At 64.9% G+C, this 18,989-nt stretch carries 16 protein-coding genes; 5 read left to right on the forward strand and 11 right to left on the reverse strand.

All coding sequences use genetic code 11. From position 1 onward, the window contains the following. Positions 1-157 precede the first annotated feature (157 nt). Positions 158-1,744 carry a glutamine-hydrolyzing GMP synthase gene (gene guaA, locus J2X38_RS05535; protein ID WP_310252071.1) on the reverse strand — a complete coding sequence of 529 codons (1,587 nt, stop codon included), beginning with the start codon at positions 1,742-1,744 and terminating at the stop codon, positions 158-160. A 200-nt stretch (positions 1,745-1,944) separates the two neighbouring features. Here guaA and J2X38_RS05540 point away from each other — a divergent pair, with 200 nt between their 5' ends. Continuing rightward, positions 1,945-4,401 carry an ABC transporter ATP-binding protein gene (locus J2X38_RS05540; RefSeq protein WP_310252073.1) on the forward strand — a complete coding sequence of 819 codons (2,457 nt, stop codon included), beginning with the start codon at positions 1,945-1,947 and terminating at the stop codon, positions 4,399-4,401. Here J2X38_RS05540 and J2X38_RS05545 read toward each other — a convergent pair. From J2X38_RS05545 to J2X38_RS05570, 6 genes are all read right to left on the reverse strand, one after another. Beyond that, positions 4,398-5,447: a glycosyltransferase family 1 protein gene (locus tag J2X38_RS05545; protein ID WP_310252075.1), complete on the reverse strand. Its 1,050-nt coding sequence runs from the start codon at positions 5,445-5,447 to the stop codon at positions 4,398-4,400. The genes J2X38_RS05540 and J2X38_RS05545 overlap by 4 nt on opposite strands. Then, positions 5,444-6,325, reverse strand: coding sequence for a UDP-2,3-diacylglucosamine diphosphatase (locus tag J2X38_RS05550; protein ID WP_310252077.1), 882 nt, complete (start codon positions 6,323-6,325; stop codon positions 5,444-5,446). The genes J2X38_RS05545 and J2X38_RS05550 overlap by 4 nt, the downstream gene beginning before the upstream one ends. Positions 6,326-6,476: 151 nt before the next feature. Then, a complete protein-coding gene (locus J2X38_RS05555) occupies positions 6,477-7,910 on the reverse strand; it encodes an aldehyde dehydrogenase family protein (protein ID WP_310252079.1) in 1,434 nt (477 codons plus the stop codon). Positions 7,911-8,020: 110 nt separating this feature from the next. Further along, positions 8,021-9,667, reverse strand: coding sequence for an acetolactate synthase large subunit (locus J2X38_RS05560; RefSeq protein ID WP_058536627.1), 1,647 nt, complete (start codon positions 9,665-9,667; stop codon positions 8,021-8,023). A 193-nt stretch (positions 9,668-9,860) separates the two neighbouring features. Further along, entirely contained in the window at positions 9,861-10,385 is a 525-nt protein-coding gene (locus J2X38_RS05565; protein WP_310252083.1) for a hypothetical protein, read from the reverse strand. Further along, complete coding sequence (locus tag J2X38_RS05570) at positions 10,382-10,948, reverse strand: hypothetical protein (protein WP_310252085.1); 567 nt, start codon at positions 10,946-10,948, stop codon at positions 10,382-10,384. The genes J2X38_RS05565 and J2X38_RS05570 overlap by 4 nt, the downstream gene beginning before the upstream one ends. A 124-nt stretch (positions 10,949-11,072) precedes the next feature. Between J2X38_RS05570 and J2X38_RS05575 the strand changes: the two genes are divergently transcribed. Continuing rightward, a complete protein-coding gene (locus J2X38_RS05575; protein ID WP_231732734.1) occupies positions 11,073-11,516 on the forward strand; it encodes a hypothetical protein in 444 nt (147 codons plus the stop codon). A 101-nt stretch (positions 11,517-11,617) separates the two neighbouring features. Here J2X38_RS05575 and J2X38_RS05580 read toward each other — a convergent pair whose 3' ends face one another. Continuing rightward, complete coding sequence (locus J2X38_RS05580) at positions 11,618-12,115, reverse strand: cupin domain-containing protein (protein ID WP_310252088.1); 498 nt, start codon at positions 12,113-12,115, stop codon at positions 11,618-11,620. A gap of 95 nt (positions 12,116-12,210) precedes the next feature. Between J2X38_RS05580 and J2X38_RS05585 the strand changes: the two genes are divergently transcribed. Further along, positions 12,211-13,107 (forward strand): LysR family transcriptional regulator, encoded by an 897-nt coding sequence (locus J2X38_RS05585; protein WP_310252090.1) that lies wholly within the window; start codon positions 12,211-12,213, stop codon positions 13,105-13,107. Here the strand turns inward: J2X38_RS05585 and cobT are convergent. After that, positions 13,104-14,927, reverse strand: a complete 1,824-nt coding sequence (gene cobT / locus J2X38_RS05590) for a cobaltochelatase subunit CobT (protein WP_310252092.1) — start codon at positions 14,925-14,927, stop codon at positions 13,104-13,106. The two genes, J2X38_RS05585 and cobT, sit on opposite strands and share 4 nt — an antisense overlap. A gap of 233 nt (positions 14,928-15,160) precedes the next feature. On the opposite strand from cobT, the gene J2X38_RS05595 reads away from it, so the two are divergent. Continuing rightward, on the forward strand, positions 15,161-16,354 hold the full coding sequence (locus J2X38_RS05595) for an MFS transporter (RefSeq protein WP_310252094.1): 1,194 nt from the start codon (positions 15,161-15,163) through the stop codon (positions 16,352-16,354). Continuing rightward, a complete protein-coding gene (locus J2X38_RS05600) occupies positions 16,351-16,482 on the forward strand; it encodes a hypothetical protein (protein ID WP_310252095.1) in 132 nt (43 codons plus the stop codon). Before J2X38_RS05595 ends, J2X38_RS05600 begins: the two co-directional genes overlap by 4 nt. A 4-nt stretch (positions 16,483-16,486) precedes the next feature. Here J2X38_RS05600 and J2X38_RS05605 read toward each other — a convergent pair whose 3' ends face one another. After that, positions 16,487-17,674 (reverse strand): alpha/beta hydrolase, encoded by a 1,188-nt coding sequence (locus tag J2X38_RS05605; RefSeq protein ID WP_310252097.1) that lies wholly within the window; start codon positions 17,672-17,674, stop codon positions 16,487-16,489. A gap of 113 nt (positions 17,675-17,787) precedes the next feature. Continuing rightward, on the reverse strand, positions 17,788-18,777 hold the full coding sequence (gene cobS / locus J2X38_RS05610; RefSeq protein ID WP_058536980.1) for a cobaltochelatase subunit CobS: 990 nt from the start codon (positions 18,775-18,777) through the stop codon (positions 17,788-17,790). Positions 18,778-18,989 lie beyond the last annotated feature (212 nt).

The raw sequence follows: 18,989 nt of genomic DNA on the forward strand, positions 1-18,989 counted from the left end.
ATCCGTCAACGCAGAACTGCGCCCGTCAAACCGACAGAGTGAACGGGTCACGTCAGCTTTGTCAGTGATTACTGCTACTTAGGGTCATCTGAAATAAAATAGTCGCGCAATCGAAGTGCTCCCACCGATTGTAGTCGATTGATATCGATTGATACCGTCACTCCCACTCGATCGTGCCCGGCGGTTTCGACGTATAGTCGTACACCACGCGGTTGATGCCCTGTACCTCGTTGATGATGCGCGTCGCGCAGCGGCTGAGGAAGCTTGCGTCGAATGGATAGATGTCCGCCGTCATGCCGTCGGTCGAGGTTACGGCGCGCAGCGCGCAGACATGATCGTAGGTGCGGCCGTCGCCCATCACGCCGACGGTCTTGACGGGCAGCAGCACCGCGAACGCCTGCCAGATCGCGTCATAAAGGCCCGCATTGCGGATCTCGTCGAGATAGACCGCATCGGCCTTGCGCAAAATGTCGCAGCGTTCCTTCGACACTTCGCCAGGGATGCGGATCGCGAGGCCGGGGCCGGGGAAGGGGTGGCGGCCGACGAAAATGTCGGGAAGGCCAAGTTCCTTGCCGAGGAGGCGCACCTCGTCCTTGAACAGTTCGCGCAAGGGTTCGACGAGCTTCATGTTCATGCGTTCGGGAAGGCCGCCGACATTGTGGTGGCTCTTGATCGTCACGCTCGGCCCGCCGGTGAACGAGACGCTTTCGATGACGTCGGGATAGAGCGTGCCCTGCGCGAGGAAGTCGGCGCCGCCGATCTTCTTCGCCTCTTCCTCGAACACGTTGATGAACTCGGCGCCGATGAACTTGCGCTTCTTCTCGGGGTCGGTGACGCCCGCGAGGCCGCTCATAAAGCGTTCCTCGGCATCCACTACGACGAGGGGGATGTTGTAATGGTCGCGGAACAGGCGCTCGACCTGCTCGCGCTCGTTCATGCGGAGCAGGCCATGGTCGACGAAGACGCAGGTGAGCTGCTCGCCGATTGCTTCGTGGATCAGCACCGCGGCGACCGCGCTGTCGACGCCGCCCGACAGGCCGCACAGCACGCGCTGGTCGCCGACCTGCGCGCGGATTTCGGCGATCTTGGTCGCGCGGAATTCGGCCATCGTCCATTCGCCGCTGCAACCGCAGACGTGGCGGACGAAATTGGCGATCAGCTTGGCGCCGTCGGGGGTGTGGACGACTTCGGGGTGGAACTGCGTGCCGTAATAGCGGCGCTCGTCGTCGGCGATGAGCGCGAAGGGCGCGCCGTCGCTGATCGCGACGATGCGGAAGCCGGGGGCGAATTGGGTCACGCGGTCGCCGTGGCTCATCCACACCTGATGGCGTTCGCCGACCTCCCACAGGCCGTCGAACAATACGCAGGGCTCGGTGACGGTCAGAAAGGCGCGGCCGAATTCGCCGTCGCGTTCGCCATCGGCGCCGCCGGGTTCGACCTGCCCGCCGAGCTGCTGGCTCATCACCTGCTGACCATAACAGATGCCGAGGATGGGGAGGCCGCTATCGAAGATCGATTGCGGCGCGCGGGGGCTGCCGGCCGCGGGGACCGATGCGGGCGAGCCCGACAGGATCACGCCCTTTGGCTTCATCCGTTCGAGCGCGGCCTCGGCGGCGCTGAACGGGACGATCTCGCTATACACGCCGGCTTCGCGGACGCGGCGGGCGATGAGCTGGGTCACCTGGCTGCCGAAATCGACGATCAGGATGGATTCGGGCGGAGCGGAAGAGTCTGGAGTCGGCATGGGTGGCCGATAAGGGCGAAGGCTCATGCTGTCCAGCGGTCGATATGGACGGCCTATCGAACAGGCATGGGCATCGACACATTGTTGCGACAATTGCGCGACATAAATGAACCGCGAACAAAGCGCGGCGTCATCGAGGGTTAAGCGCTCTCATGCGAAGAAAAAAACGAAGACAGAAAAGAAACAAAGGTTCTCCCCCAATGAATAACATCCGCCTGACCATTTCCGCACGCGCCGCCCTGCTCGCCGCAGGCGCATCGTTCGCGCTGCCCGCGATGGCCGAGGCGCCGATCGGTCCTCCGGCAGCCGCCGCGGTCGCCGAACAGCCGGCAGAAGCGGCCCCCGCCGCGCCCGAAACGGTCGAGGATGCCTATGACGACTACAGCGAGGACGAGATCGTCGTCACCGCGCCGCGCCTCGCAGGCCAGCTCGACACCGACATCAAGGCCGAGGCCGAACTCGATGAGGCGGCGATCGCGAGCTATGGCGTATCGAACGTCTCCGAACTGCTCGATGCGCTCGCGCCGCAGACGCGCTCGGGCCGCGGGCGCGGCGGCGGGCGGCCGATCATCCTCGTCAACGGCCGCCGCATCGGCGGTTTCGGCGAAGTGCGCAACCTGCCCCCCGAAGCGATCGCGAAGGTCGAGGTGTTCCCCGAGGAAGTCGCGCTGCAATATGGCTATTCGGCCGACGAGCGTGTCGTCAACATGGTGCTCAAGCCCAATTTCCGCCAGATTGCGGTCGAGGGCGAAGGCGGCATCCCGACGCAGGGCGGCCGTTTCCAGAGCGAGATCCAGCCGAGCTTCCTCGCGATCGGCGAAAACGGACGCCTCAACGTCAACGCCGGCTGGGAACATAAATCGATGCTGCTCGAAAGTGAGCGGGATCTCGATTATGACGACCCGGCGCAGGCCGCCGAGGCACCCGCGCGCAGCCTGCTCGGTGCCTCGGACGAATATTCGATCGACGCGACGATCCAGCGCAGCCTGAACAAGACGACCGACGCGTCGATCAACGTGCGTTTCGACCAGACCGACAGCCTGTCGCTGCTCGGTCCGGGCGTCGGCGGAGTTGACGACCCGCTCGAACGCGATAGCCGCAGCCGCAACCTCACCACCACCGCCAGCGTCAACGGCATGCTCGGCGACTGGCGCTGGTCGCTGTCGAGCAATTATGCCGACGCCGATCAGCTGACTTTCACCGACCGCATCAGCGGAACGCGCGACCGGTTCGAAAGCAGCCAGCAGACCTTCGGCGGCAACGCCAACCTGTCGGGAACGGTGACCGACGGCTGGGCCGGCCCGATCCGCCTGTCGATGACGGGCAGCTATTCGGGGCTGCGTTTCGACAGCCGGTCGGACAATGCGGGTGGCATCACGACGACCGATCTCGCGCGCGACCTGCCGGGCGTGTTCGGCTCGCTGACCGTGCCGCTGCTCGACCCTGAATATGAGGTCGGCAATATCGGCCGCGTCTCGCTGACGCTGAGCGGACAGGTCCAGAACCCGAGCGATTTCGAGGCGCTCAAGAGCTGGGGCGCGAACGTCAACTGGGGCGTGACCGACAATCTCTCGCTGATCGCAAGCTTTAATCAGGACGAGGCGGCGCCCGGCATCCAGCAGCTCGGCGCCGCGCCGCTGGTGACGCCCGCGGTCACCTATTACGACTTTGCGACCGGCCAGACGGTGCAGATCACGACGACGACGGGCGGCAACCCGTTCCTGCTCGCCGAACAGCGCCGCGATTTGAAGTTCGGGCTCAACTGGTCGCCGCCGATGCTCGAGGGGCTGAATGTCTCGGTCAATTACAACAGCAACAAAAGCTATGACACCGCGAACAGCTTTCCGTTGCTGACCCCCGAGATCGAAGCGGCCTTCCCCGATCGCGTGACGCGCGACGCGAACGGCGTTTTGCTCGCGCTCGACCAGCGGCCGGTCAATTTCGACCGGGTCGAAAATTCGCAGATCCGCTGGGGCCTCAATTTCGGCAAGAGTTTCGGCCAGCAGGAACAGCGCGGCCGCGGCGCGGGTGGTCCCGGTGGCGCACGTCCCGAAGGCGCGGGCACGCGCGAAGGCGGCGGATCGGGCGCCGGTGAGGGGCGTCGGCGTGGCGGCGGCGGCCCGCGCATGGGTGGTCGCGGCGGCCGCGGCGGTCCCGGCGGCATGTTCGGCGGGCCGCAGGGCGGGCGCTGGCAGGTCTCGCTTTACCACACGATCAAGCTGACCGACAAAGTGCTGATCCGCCCGGGCGTGCCCGAACTCGACCTTTTGAACGGGTCGGCGACGGGCAGCGGCGGCGGCAGCAACCGCCACCTGTTCGAACTCGACGGCGGTCTGTTCAACAAGGGCATGGGCGTGCGGCTCAGCGCCAAATATGACAGCGGCAGCACGGTGACGGGCGGTACCGCGGGCGACCTGAAGTTCGGCGACCTCGCGACCTTCAACCTGCGCTTCTTCGTCGATCTGGGTCAGAAGCCGAAGCTCACCGAGAAGCTGCCGTTCCTGAAAGGATCGCGCCTGCGTCTTGCGGTCGACAATATCTTCGATGCGCAGCGCAAGATCACCGACGCGAACGGCCGCGTGCCGCTCAACTACCAGCCGGGCTATATCGACCCCTTGGGCCGCTATATCGAGCTGGAGTGGCGCAAGACTTTCTAGACAGCGACCCGCGCACCGGCGATGGCTTCGCGCAGCGGCTCCGACGGAACAAAGGTCAGCGCCTTCGCGAACTGCGCGGTGCAGCTCGCCCAGCTGTACCGCGCGCCGAGCGCTTCGGCGTCGGCGCGGTCGCACGCGAGCGCCGTGTCGATCGCCCGGCCGAGGTCTTCATCGAGCGCACCCGCGCCGCCCGTCACGATGTCGCCCGGGCCCGGCACCGGATAGGCGGCGACCGGCGTTCCGCAGCTCATCGCCTCGATGATGACGAGCCCGAAGGTGTCGGTGCGGCTGGGAAAGACGAAGACGTCGGCGCCCGAATAGGCCGAGGCCAGTGCTTCGCCGCCGAGCTTGCCGAGGAACAGGGCTTTGGGGTGCTGCGCCTTCAACTCGGCGAGCGCCGGGCCTTCGCCGACGATGACTTTCGTGCCCGGCCGGTCGGTCGAGAGGAAGGCGCCGATATTCTTCTCGACCGCGACGCGCCCGACATAAAGCTGGATCGGCCGCGCCAGCCCTGCATAGGCCGGGTGCGGCGCGCGATCGGGGCGGAACAGCTCGTGGTCGACCCCGCGCTCCCACATCATCGTCTGGCTGAGGCTCTGGTCGGCGAGTTCGCGCGCCAGGCTGCGCGTCGCGACCATGATGTGCCGCGCCGGACGGTGAAACCAGCGGATGAAGCGCCATACGAAGGCGGGTGAGACGGGCAGCCGCGCCGCGACATATTCGGGGAAGCGCGTGTGATAGGCGGTGGTGAACGGAAAATTGTTCGTCAGGCACCAGCGCCGCGCCGCCATGCCGAGCGGCCCTTCGGTCGAGATATGGATCGCCTGCGGCGCGAAAACGCGAATATGCCGCCCGACCTTGCGTCGGCCCGCCAGCGCGAGCCGGATTTCTGGATAGGAGGGGCAGGGGAGCGAACGGAACAGGTCGGGCGAAATGACCCCGACCTCATGCCCCGCGGCGCGCAGTTCGCCGACCGTCGCCTGCAATGTGCGGACGACGCCGTTGACCTGCGGCTCCCACGCGTCGGTGACGATCAGGATTCTCATGCAGCGCGCGCCGGGGCGGGCAGTTTCAGCGGCGTCGGCGCGGTGCGGTTCGCGACCTCTTCGGCCCAATGGAGGATTTCCATCGTGCCGTCGTGATGTTCGACGAGCGCGGTGCAGCCTTCGACCCAGTCGCCGTCGTTATAATATTCGGTGCCCTCGATCTCGCGCATCTCGGCGCTGTGAATATGCCCGCACACCACACCATCGACCCCGCGCGAGCGCGCGGCGTGGGCGACGACCTCCTCATAGCGGCCGATGAACTGGACCGCGTTCTTGACCTTGTGCTTGGCGACCATCGACAGCGACCAATAGGGCAGGCCGAACGCGCTGCGGATGCGGTTCACGACCACATTGCACTTCATCAGCGCGGTGTAGGCGGCGTCGCCGACGAAGGCGAGCCAGCGGTGCGCGAGCATCACCGCGTCGAACTCGTCGCCATGTACGACGAGCAGTTTCCGCCCGTCGGCGGTTTCATGGATCGCCTCGCGGCGGATCTCGACCCCGCCGAAATCGAAGCCGTCGAATGGCTTGCACATTTCGTCATGGTTGCCGGGGACATAGACAACGCGCGTGCCGCGCTTGGCTCGCTTCAGCACACGCCACACGACATCATTATGCTCGGGTGGCCAGAAATGGCGCTTCTTGAGCCGCCAGCCGTCGATGATGTCGCCGACGAGGTAGAGCGTCTCGCAATCGACATGGTCGAAGAAATCGATCAGCATCGCGGCGTTGCATCCGCGCGTGCCGAGGTGGATGTCGCTCACCCAAACGGTGCGATAGCTGCGCCGCTCGCCGATCACGCGTTCGGGAATATGCGGGTCGCTGGTGAACGGGTCGGGAAAACGCGCGGGGATGGGCAGGGTCGAAATCGTGGCCATGTCACACTCCGTAAGCAGCCTCGGGCTGCCCACGGCCTAGACAGGAGTTTTGTTACACCCTGCGATTCAAAGTCGCGACAATATGGCGACGGTTTGGCGTCACTTCCGTGACGTTGCCTATTTGACACATATCCGGTTAACCATGATCCAATCAGGTTCGCCGAATGACCAGGTTCCTGATTTCGCTCATATCTTCCATGGCAAAGCGCACGCCCTCGCGCCCCAATCCGCTATCCTTCACCCCGCCATAGGGCATGTTGTCGACGCGGTAACTCGACACATCGTTGACGACGATGCCGCCGACGTCGAGATGATCCCACGCATCGAGAACCTTGTGGATGTCGCGCGTGAAGAGCCCGGCCTGAAGCCCGAACTTGCTGTCGTTGACCTCGGCGAGCGCGGCTTCCCAGTCGGTGAATTTCGACAGGATGACGACGGGACCAAAGGCTTCCTCGCGCACGACGTCGGTATCGGTCGGCACATTTTCGAGCAGCGCAGCCTCGAGCATATTGCCCTCGCACCCGCCGCCCGCGAGCAGCGTCGCGCCCACGGCGACCGCATCGTCGATCCAGCCCTTCAGCCGCTGCGCTTCCTTGACCGAAATCATCGGGCCGATGAAGGTGTCGCGCAGCTTCGGATCGCCCGATTTCAGCGTCTTGACCTTTGCCGCGAGCATGTCGCGGAACTTGTCGTAGATCTCCTCATGGATGATCACGCGCTGGACATGGATGCAGCTTTGCCCCGACTGGTAATAGCCGCCGAAGATGATCCGCGCGAGGGCATGGTCGAGGTCGGCGTCCTTGTCGACGACGACCGCGGCATTGCCGCCGAGTTCGAGCACGACCTTCTTCTTCCCCGCCTTGGCCTTCAAATCCCAGCCAACGCCGGGCGAGCCGGTGAAGGACAGGAGTTTCAGCCGTTCGTCGGTGGTGAACAGGTCGGCGCCGGCGCGCGTCGCGGGGAGGATGCTGAACGCGCCCTCGGGCAAGATGTCGCATTCGGCGAGCACCTCGCCCATGATGATCGCGCCGAGCGGCGTGAGCGACGCGGGCTTCATCACGAAGGGGCAGCCGATCGCGATCGCCGGCGCGATCTTGTGCGCGGCGAGGTTGAGCGGGAAGTTGAACGGCGAGATGAAGCTGCACGGCCCGATCGGCACGCGCTTCCACATTCCCATATAGCCCTTGGCGCGCGCCGAAATGTCGAGCGGCTGGACCTCGCCATAATTGCGCGTCGCTTCCTCGGCGGCGATGCGGAAGGTGTCGATCAGGCGCGTGACCTCGCCCTCGCTGTCGGCGATCGGCTTGCCCGCCTCGACGCACAGCGCATAAGCGAGTTCGTCGAACCGCTCCTGGAACCGCCCGACGCAATGCGTGAGCACATCGCGCTTCTCGAAACTCGCGAGCCGCGCCATCGGCTCGGCTGCGCGGACGGCGCCCGCGATCGCCTCATCGATCACATCGGGGGTTGCCAGCGCGGTGCGGAACGCGACCTCGCCGGTGAACTTGTCGATCACCTCAAGGTCGGTGTTCGGCTGCACCGCCTTGTTGTTGAGATAGAGCGGATAGACGTCTTTCAACTTCATTTTTCACCTCTCCGTTCCCCGGCGAAGGCCGGGGCCCAGGGCTAGAACGCGCGACGATAGCGCAAAGGCGCTCTGGGCCCCGGCCTTCGCCGGGGAACAGGAAGCAGGAATTACAATTCTTTCGACAGCCGCTTGATGTCGTTGTTCAAAATCTGGTCATTCTCGGAATAATCGACCGGACAATCGATCAGATGCACACCCGGCGTGCTCAGCGTATGCGCGAGCAGTTCCTTCAGATGCGCCGCGCTCTCGACGCGGTGACCGTGCGCACCATAAGCCTCGGCATATTTGACGAAATCGGGGTTGCCATAGGTCAGCCCCCAATCCTTGAAGCCCATGTTCGCTTGTTTCCAGCGGATCATGCCATAGCTGTTGTCGTTGAGGATCAGCACGGTGATGTTGAGCCCAAGCCGCACCGCGGTCTCCATCTCCTGGCTATTCATCATGAAACCGCCGTCGCCGCAGATCGCCATGACCTTGCGCCCCGGATAGACCATCGCCGACATCATCGCCGACGGCAGCCCCGCGCCCATCGTCGCGAGCGCATTGTCGAGCAGCACGGTGTTCGGCTTGCACGCGGTATAGCCGCGCGCGAACCAGATCTTGTACACGCCATTGTCGAGGCAGATGATCCCGTCGTCGGGCATCGCGTCGCGGATCGACTGCACCAGATGCGGCGGAAAGATCGGGAAGCGCTCGTCCTTCGCCAGCGGCGCGGTGTGCTCGACCTCGGCCTGGCGATAGGCGAGCAGATGGTCGAATTTCCACCCGCCGTTGGGAACGATGTCCTCCTTTATCTGCCACACGGCATTGGCGATATCGCCGATCACCTCGATGTTCGGGAAATAGACCGGATCGACCTCGGCGGTCTTGCTCGACACATGGATGACGGTCGGGCCGCCGCGCTGCATGAAGAAGGGCGGCTTTTCGATCACGTCGTGGCCGAGGTTGACGATGCAATCCGACGCTTCGACCGCGCGGTGGACAAAATCGCCCGATGACAGCGCGGCGCAGCCCAAAAATTTCGGATGCCGCTCGTCGATCACGCCCTTGCCGAGCTGCGTCGTCAGGAAGGGGATGCCGGTCTTTTCGATGAATTGCAGCAGCATGCGGCCGGTCATCGTGCGGTTGGCGCCGGCGCCGATGACGAGCACCGGCGACTTCGCATTTTCGAGTGCCTTCACCGCCTCGCGGATCGATTTCACATCGGCGTTCGGGCGCCGCGAGTGGCTGCGCTTCAGCGGCAGGCTGTCGGTATGTTCGTCGGCGATATCCTCGGGCAATTCGATATGCACCGCGCCGGGCTTTTCCTCTTCGGCAAGGCGGAAGGCTTCGCGCACGCGGCTCGGGATATTGTCCGACGAGGCCATCTGGTGCGTATATTTGGTGATCGGCCCCATCATCGCGACGACGTCGAGGATCTGGAAGCGGCCCTGTTTCGATTTCTTGATCGGTTTCTGGCCCGTGATCATCATCATTGGCATGCCGCCGAGCTGCGCATAGGCGGCCGCGGTGACGAAGTTGGTCGCGCCGGGCCCCAATGTCGCAAGGCACACGCCGGTCTTGCCCGTATGGCGTCCGTAAGTTGCGGCCATGAAGCCCGCGCCCTGTTCGTGCCGCGTCAGGATCAGCTTGATCTTCTTCGAGCGCGACAGGCTGTCGAGAAAGTCGAGATTCTCTTCGCCCGGGACGCCGAAAATATATTCGACGCCTTCTTCCTCCAGACACTCGATGAACAGGTCGGATGCTTTTTTCATGTGTCAGTCGCCCCCTCAGCCACGCACCAAGACGATGCGGCCCCAAGTCATGCCGGCGACCCCTCAGCACATATGTTGATACAGTGGCTCTCGTCGTCAGGCCGCGAGTCCCTGCTGCACCGGGAAGAGGTTGTAACGAGGGCAAAAGCCGTTGTCACCCTGCGCGCGGCCAGCGCGTTCGGGCGGTGTCCGGTCAGCGCCGATCGACCCATATGTCGCGGTCGAGGCGCGCCGAAGCCGCCGAACCGGCGGGGATTTCGGCGCTGCGGCCGGTGGAAAGAAAGGGCAGGAGCAGAAAGGCGGCGGCGGTCGCGGCGTCGTCGCCGCCATCCTTCTCGCCGCGCGCCTCCAGCGTACCGCTGACGCGGAGCGGGCCACCGGGCAATTCGGCGTAGAGCAGTTGCACGTCGAGCTTGCCCGACCGGCCGAACGCACCGCGCTTTTCGGCGCGCGTCAGCTGAGCGACGACGACGGTATCGGCGGGTATCGCGGTCGCCCCGTCGACGATCACGGGCACCGCGACTTTCAAATACAGAAGGTCGCCCTTTTCATTCTTCTTGGTCGAAACGGCATCGCGCGTGACAAGCTCGATCAAGGTGCCCGACGGCACGTGGAGGCGCGAAGCCGATGCGGCAGGTGCCGGGCCGGGCTCTTCGCCGACGACCGGATATGCAAGGACCAGTCCGATCGCGGCAAGAAAGGCGCGATGTTGTTTCACCGTGCGGCCGGCTTCGGGCGCGGAATTTCGGTGTCCTGTTCGACAAAGCCGGTCATCAGCTCGCCGGCCTTGATCTTCGCATTATTGCCTCGTGCGAGCAGGCCGAGCGGCCCCAGCGCGATAACGCCCAGCGCGGTCTCGGCGCCGCCGCCCGCACCCTTGGCGGTATTGTTGCCGCTGATCGGCACCCGGTATCCCTCGACGTCGACATAAAGCAGCCGCGCCTCCAGCGACCCCGATTTACCCGCACTGCCGCTCTTCTTCGCGGCGAGCACTTCGCCCCACGCCGTCGTGCCGACGGGCAGCGCGAGGGCGCCGTCGACGAGCATCGGCTTGTCGACGCGCAACCTGAACCGATGTCCTTGCGTGTGGGTCTTCGTCGTCACCTCCGACACCACCATGAAGTGAATCGGCGTATCGCGTTTCAGGACCAGCGGCGCGATGGCGGGCTCGGCGGCGATCGCCGGGGCCGGTTCTGCTGCATTGCTTGTTTCGACGGCGGCGGCGGACTGCGCCGATGCCGCAAGTAAAGCGGCCACCGCCGCGCCGAATATCAATCCCATTGTCAGCCCCCTGCAACCCCGCGTCAGATAGGCCATGAATAGGCGAAGTTGCCAAGCCAGAATCTTGTTGACCCGGTTGAAAAGGAGAGAGAATTGTTGCGGGCTAACCAGGGGGGAGCAGACGATGAAATATGCAAAGATTCTGGCGGTGGTGAGCATCGCCGCAATGGCGGTTTCGACACCCGCAATCGCGAAGAAAAAGGATGTCGCCTATGTGATGGTCAACGAGGAAATGGGTGTGCCCGTTTTCCCCTATGACATCACCGACAAGCCGTACAAGATCATCGGCGTGGTGACTGCGGGGGTCCGCAAGGCGACGATTTTCAGCAAGGAAGCATCGCAGCAGAAAATCTACAACGAGATTTGGGAACGCGGCGAAAAGCTGGGCGCCGATGCCGTGATCGGCGCCAAATATGGCGACAGCCGGATCACGGCGATGAGCTGGGGCAGCACCAAGGCCGGCGGCGTCGCGATCAAGTTCCTGACCGCGGAAGAGATTGCCGCCGGGGCAAAGGGCGACACGCTCGAAGGGTTCGATCCCGAGGCGTGGACCGGCAAGAAGAAATAGGGGACTTTCGGCACAGGCCGGATGGCCTCACGAAGCAGGGAAGGGGAGCGGTGTTGCCGTTCCCCTTTTTTCGTTCGATCGACGGCCGGATAACCTCGCGACTATTCGCCGTCCCAATAGCCCGGCGTCGCGGCATCGCGGCCGACCAGCAGGTCGAAGCCCGTGCCGCCCGCAATCACCCTGGTCTTGCCGCTGTCGGGATATTCGATGACGTCGAGCTCGGTGCGGGTGCTTATCGCCAGATAGCGCAGCGGCTGCGTTCCGTCGTTGACGATCTGGTGCGCGCTGTCGGCCCCGCCAGCGGTGCAGGCCAGCATGTCGCCCGGCCCCACCGGGACGGAATCATTCCCCTGCCGGAACGATCCGGCGCCTTCCAGGATCACGAAAAGCTCTTCGGTCGCATGATGGTTGTGAAGGGGGAAGGCGCGTTTCCCGGGCGGCACAACGAAGATGTTACAACCGAGCCGCTCCATTCCGAGCAGCGCGCCCGCCATGGCGACGTCGACGGCATAGCGTTCGGCCGCAGGGCCGGTCGCGCGGATCGGTTCGGGAAGCGGCGCGCAAGCCTGGGTGAAGATGTTGAGCGATTTTGGGGGCATGATTTTCTCCTGATGGCTCGCCCTAGGCGGCCACAGGCGGCAACGATATTGCATAAATTGCCATATCTGCCATTCACATATGAATGATAAGAGATGTGGATTGGTCGCTTTACCGAAGCTTTCTCGCGGTGATGGAGGCGGGGTCGCTGTCCGCCGGCGGACGGCGGTTGCGGATCAGCCAGCCGACGATGGGCCGTCATATCAAAACGCTCGAAGCGGCGCTGGGCAAAAGCCTTTTTCTCCGCACGCCCGACGGGCTGTCCCCGACCGACGCCGCGCTCGCGCTGATGCCGCATGCGCAGGCGCTGGCCGATGCCGCCGGGGCGTTGACCCGTGCGGCGTCGGGCGCCCGCGATGCCATGGAAGGAAGCATCAGGATCGCCGCCAGCGAAGTGACCGCGGCCGAGATTCTGCCGCCGATCATACGCGACATGATGGACCGGTGGCCGGGGCTCGTGATCGAGCTCGCGGTGTCGAACAGCGACGAAGATGTGATGCGGCGGGCGGCCGATATTGCGGTGCGCATGGCGCCCCCGCGACAGGACGCGCTGGTCGCGACGCGGATCGGCGCCTTCGAGCTCGGCCTCTATGCCCACCCCGCCTATTTGCGCGGTCGGCCGGCGGTGGAGCGGACCGAGGATCTGCGAGAGCACCGGCTGATCGGGTTCGACCGCCCGTTCGCCTACACCGATATTTTTCGCGTGGCGGGGAAGCGCATCGCGCGCGACGACTTCGCGCTGCGGTCCGATAGCGACATGGCGCAGCTCGCGGCGATCCGGGCGGGGTGCGGTATCGGCGTGTGCCACGCGCCGCTGTCGGGTGGACTGGTGCGTCTGTTTCCCGCCGATTTCGCGCCCGAGGTCGAGATGTGGCTGCTCATGCACCCGGATCTGCGTTCGTTAAGCCGCTTCGACCGTGTCTTTGCCTATCTGGTCGATGCCTTGACGCGTCATATCGCCGGCCCCGGCGAGGCGACGGCTCCCGCGCGCTAGTCGATGTCGAACAGCCCCGCGAGCTGCTCGACCATCGTCCCGCCCAATTGCTCGGCGTCCATGATCGTCACCGCGCGGCTGTAATAGCGCGTCACGTCGTGGCCGATGCCGATCGCGCACAGCTCGACCGGCGATCGGTTCTCGATCCAGTCGATCACCTGGCGCAGATGCTGGTCGAGATAGGCGCCGTGGTTCACCGACAGCGTGCTGTCGTCGACCGGCGCGCCGTCCGAAATCACCATCAATATCTTGCGTTCTTCGGGGCGGCCGATGATGCGGCTGTGCGCCCACGTCAGCGCCTCGCCGTCGATATTTTCCTTGAGCAGCCCTTCGCGCATCATCAGCCCGAGCGACTTGCGCGCGCGGCGATAGGGTTCGTCGGCGGGCTTGTAGATGATGTGGCGCAGATCGTTCAGGCGCCCGGGGTGGGCGGGGCGCCCCGCGGCGAGCCAGTCCTCGCGGCTCTGCCCGCCCTTCCACGTACGCGTCGTGAAGCCGAGGATTTCGGTCTTCACGCCGCAGCGTTCGAGCGTGCGCGCGAGAATGTCGGCGCTGATCGCGGCGATGCTGATCGGCCGCCCGCGCATCGACCCCGAATTGTCGATCAGCAAGGTTACTACGGTATCGCGGAAATCGGTATCGCGCTCGATCTTGTATGACAGCGACTGGCCCGGCGAGACGATGACGCGCGCGAGCCGCGCGGCGTCGAGCTGGCCTTCCTCCTGATCGAAATCCCACGCGCGGTTCTGCTGCGCCATCAACCGGCGCTGGAGCCGGTTGGCGAGCTTGGTCACCGCGCCCTGCAGATGCTGCATCTGCGTGTCGAGATAGGCGCGCAGCCGCGTCAGCTCGTCGGCATCGCACAGCTCGGTCGCGGCGATGATCTCGTCATGCTTTTCGGTGAAGCGCAGATAGTTGAAATCGGGGATGTCGCTCGGCAGGCGGTTGGGGCGCACGGGCAGCATGCCCTCGTCGCCTTCGCCGCCCATTTCGGGCTCGCCGTCGGCTTCCATTTCCTGCGCGTCGGGGTCGCTGTCGCCGTCGTCGGCCTGATCGCCCGCCATTTCGGCGCGCGCGTCGACCTGGCTTTCACCGGCGCCGCCGTCTTCGCTTTCCTGCTCTTCCTGGCTTTCCTCGGCTTCGCTCTCGTCCTGCTCGCCGCCGTCCTCGCTGCCTTCCTCCAGGGGCTCGTCGCTCTGGATCAGGTCGAGATGGCGCAGCGCGAGCTTCGCGGTTTCGGCAAAGGCGGCCTGATCGTCGAGGAGCATCGACAGCGCGGTGAGGTCACCGCCGGCCTCATTGGTGATCCATTCGCGCACCAGCGACAGGCCGGTCTCGGTCCCCTGCGGCGCCTGCTCGCCGGTCAGCGCCTCGCGCAGCATCAGTTCGAGCGCGCTCGAAATCGGCACATCCTCGCGCCCTCGCGCGCGGCTGATCGGATCGCTGCGCATCCGCATCGCGAGGCTGGCGGCAAGGTTGCCGCGCATCCCGTTCATGTGCCGCGCGCCCAGCGCTTCGACCCGCGCGCGCTCCATCGCGTCGAACGCGGCGGCGGCGATCGGATCGGCGGGGCGAGCCGCGGCGTGCAGCTTCTCGCTGTGATGCTTCATCCGCAAAGCATAGGAATCGGCGAAACCGCGCGCCTCGGCGACCTGATCGGCGGGCAGCGTGCGCGACGGCGTCGGCACCTTGATCGCCTTGCCGATCTGCGCGGGCGCGTCGGCGGTAAAACCGACCTCGACCTCGGCATCGCGGGTGACCGCGCGCGCGACGCTCGACAGCGCGGCCTTGAAATCGTCGAGGGGAGATTGGGTGGACATTTCGAGTCGGCTCTAACCAGCTTTGGGTGTCGAAGGAAGAGGATGCGGAAGCGCGTATCATAATCGTCACCCCGGACTTGATCCGGGATCCCGCTTTTCGACGTCGCCGAGCGGGACCCCGGATCAAGTCCGGGGTGACGAAGGGAGAGTAAAGGAGCTTATAGCTAAGCTCGCTTGACGCAAACGGAAGGGAGGCGCATCCGCGGCCTATGTCCTCCCCCGCACTCTCCCCCATGAAAAAGCCCTGGGTCGTCATCGCCTGCGCGGCGTTCATCGTCACGCTCGCGATGGGCGTGCGCCAGTCGTTCGGTCTGTTCCTGCCGCAGATGAGCGTCGATATCGGCATCAGCCGCTCCGACTTCGGGCTCGCGATGGCGCTCCAGAACCTGCTCTTCGGCCTCGTTCAGCCCTTCGTCGGCGCGCTCGCCGACAAGCATGGCGCTGGCCGCGTCGTACTCGGCGGCGCATTGCTTTACGCGCTTGGGCTGATCGGCGCAGCGTTCGCTACCGATGCGATCGGGCTGCATATCAGCTTCGGCCTGCTCATCGGCATGGCGCAGTCGGCGACGACCTTCGTCGTCGTGCTCGGTGCGGTCGGGCGCGTCGTCAGCCCCGAAAAGCGCAGCAGCGCGTTCGGTATCGTCACCGCGGGCGGCTCGCTCGGCCAGTTCCTCGTCGTGCCGCTCGCGTCGATGTTGCTCGGCGACATCGGCTATCACCAGACTTTGTGGATCATGGCGGGGCTCGTCGCGCTGTGCGGCCTGCTCGCAATCGGCGTTGCGGGTCGTACCGACACGCCCGGGACGCTGCAGGCCGAGGAGCAGACCGCGCGCGAAGCGCTGCGCGAGGCCGCCGTTCACCGCGGTTACTGGCTGCTCAACGCGGGCTTCTTCGTCTGCGGTTTCCACATCGCCTTCATCGCGACGCATCTTCCCGCCTATCTCGATGACAAGGGCCTGGGGATCGAGATCGGTGCACAGGTGCTCGCGCTCGTCGGGCTGTTCAACATCCTCGGCTCATATGTCTTCGGCCGCGCGGGCGACCTGATGCGCCAGAAATATGTGCTGTCGGCGCTCTACACCGCCCGCTCGGCGGTGATCGCGCTCTTCCTCTTCCTGCCCTTGAGCCATGCGAGTGCGCTCGCCTTTGCGGCCGCGATGGGCTTCCTCTGGCTCGGCACCGTGCCGCTCACCAGCGGGATCGTCGGGCGCATCTTCGGCATCCGCTACCTCTCGATGCTCTATGGCATCGTGTTCTTGAGCCACCAGCTCGGCAGCTTCTTCGGCGCGTGGATGGCGGGGCTGATCTTCGACGCGACGGGCAGCTATAATATCGCGTGGGGCTTCTCGATCGCGCTCGGGCTGTTCGCGGGGCTCGTCCACCTGCCGATCGCCGACGCGCCGGTCAAACGGCTGCAACCGGCGTGAAGATCGCGCGGCAGGACTGGGTGGCGCTCGCGCTCTTTATCCTGATCGCGGCGGGCGGTTTGTGGCTGTGGACCGGCGCGGGGCCGGTCGTCTGGCTCACCAATTTCGCGATCATGTGCGGCTTCTAGCCGCTCACAGCGGTTCTTCGATCTCGGGCGTCCGGTGACAGATCGCATCGTCGCCGTCCTTGGGCACGGCGGGGTCGGGGAGCAGCCGGAACACATGCGCCCATATCGTCGCGGCGCGCTCGGGGCGCGTGCGCTTGTTCGCGACCACATCGATGAAGTCCCAGCACGCGACCGCGCTGCGCAGGAAATTGCTGTGCCCGGTCGACCCGCGCGACACGTCGGTCGTGTCGATGACGGTCAAGCCGGCGCGCGCGGCGGGGTAGCAGCGCTCGGGCAATCCCTTGGCTTTCAGCTCGGCCGCCTCGAACGGGTTGAAGCAATAGGGCGAGCCCAATCGCGGATAGCCGTGGATCGCGCGCGACGCGGCGAGCGCCTTGTCGGCGCGCGATGTATAGACGGTGATCCGGCGACCCGCCGCGACGCGCCGCGCCGACAGCACTTCCTCCTCGATATCGCGCTCGAACGTTTCGCGATCGATGTCGGGCGAGGCGAGGATGATGTTCGAGATATTGCTGCTGTCGGCGCTGCTCGACGTGCGGTCGACATAGGCGATCGCGGGGACCACGAGCCGCGCGCCGAGCGAGTGCGAGACGACCACGACCTCCTTCACCCAGCTCTGTTCGGCGAGCGATTTCAGGAAGTCGCGGAAATTGCGGACGTCGTGGTACATGTTCGTCTCGTCGACGACATAGCTCAGGACCTTGCCTTGCGACGGCCAGCTATATTCGATGATCGGGCCGTCGAACCCCGTCATGCGCGCGATCTGTGCCGCATCCTTCGACGTCGTCGAGAAATTCTCGCGATAGCCGTGGACATAGAGCAGGACACGCCCCTGCTTGCGGTCGGTCTCGGCCTGCAGCGCGCGCCACCAGTCGGCCGAGGTCTGGAAGGCGATCGGCGCGAGCAGCTTCTTTTTCTTGCCGACCTCGACCTCGCGCGGCGCGTTGAAGCGGCCGTAGCGCATCTGGTCGCCGCGGTGGTGGAGCAGCTCGATCTCGCTCGTGCGGCAGTCGGGCAGGCGGCTCGTCGCGAAGAAATAGGGCAGCGCTTCGCCATCGACCACCGCGCCCGGCTGCGCAGTACAGCGCGGGTCGGCGACATATTCGGCATGGCGGATCTTGCCATAATCGACCGCCGCGATGCTGCACCCCGACAGGGGAATGACAGCAAGGGCGGCCAGCAGGCGCGTCATTCGCACCGCGGGTTCATCTTTGAAAAGCCTGACACATTCGCCGACGCTGGCAGAGGATGGCGGGCTTTGGAAGCGAGAAATCGATCCGGCGGATGCGCTGGCGCCCGGTTCGCTTATTTGCCGACGACGCTCTCGGGCAGATCCTCGCCGAACACGCGCTGATAATATTCGGCGACGATCATCCGCTCGGCCTCGTCGCATTTGTTGAGGAACGAGAGCCGGAAAGCGAAGCCGATATTGTTGAAGATCGCGGTGTTCTGTGCCCAGCTGATCACCGTGCGCGGCGACATCACGGTCGAGATATCGCCGTTGATGAAGCCCTGACGCGTCAAATCGGCGACCTTGACCATGTTCGCGACGGTCGTCTCGTCGGTGTTCGGCACCTTGGCGAGGATGATCGCGCTTTCGGTCGCGGCGGGCAGGTAGTTCAGGGTGACGACGATGTTCCAGCGGTCCATCTGGCCCTGGTTGATCTGCTGCGTCCCATGATACAGCCCGCTCGTGTCGCCGAGGCCGACGGTGTTCGCGGTCGAGAACAGGCGGAAATGCGGGTTCGGGCGGATCACGCGGTTCTGGTCGAGCAGGGTCAGCTTGCCCTCGGTTTCGAGCACGCGCTGGATCACGAACATCACGTCGGGGCGGCCCGCGTCATATTCGTCGAAGACGAGCGCGGTCGGCGTCTGCAGCGCCCAGGGGAGCAGGCCTTCGCGGAACTCGGTGACCTGCTGGCCGTCGCGCAGCACGATCGCGTCGCGGCCGACAAGGTCGATGCGGCTGATATGCGCGTCGAGGTTGACGCGGATGCACGGCCATTTGAGCCGCGCCGCAACCTGTTCGATATGCGTCGACTTGCCGGTGCCGTGATAGCCCTGCACCATCACGCGGCGGTTATATTTGAAGCCCGCGAGGATCGCGAGCGTCGTATCGCCGTCGAAGACGTAAGCGGGATCGAGGTCGGGGACGCGCTCGTCCGCCTCGCTGAACGCCGGCACCTTCATGTCGATATCGACCCCGAACAGCTCGCGCGCATCGACTTCGACATCGGGCGCCGCAAGCAGCGTCGAGCCGTGGTGGTCGGGAAGGCTGTTCGGAATATCGGTCATGTCTTCGATCGCTTTCAAATCTTATTCCCTTCTCCCTTGAGGGGAGAAGGATACGCAGCCTTATCGCGACGCGATTAGGCGAAGTTGGATGAGGGTGGGCGAAGCGAAGCTTCGCGCGAGCCTGCGGCTCGCCTACCCCTCTCCCAGCTTCGACTAGGCAGCAAAGCTGCCAAGTCTCCACAACCCTCTCCCGCAGGGGGAGAGGGGAGAGT

The sequence above is a fragment of the Sphingopyxis sp. BE235 genome (assembly GCF_031457175.1).
Classification (GTDB): Bacteria; Pseudomonadota; Alphaproteobacteria; order Sphingomonadales; family Sphingomonadaceae; genus Sphingopyxis.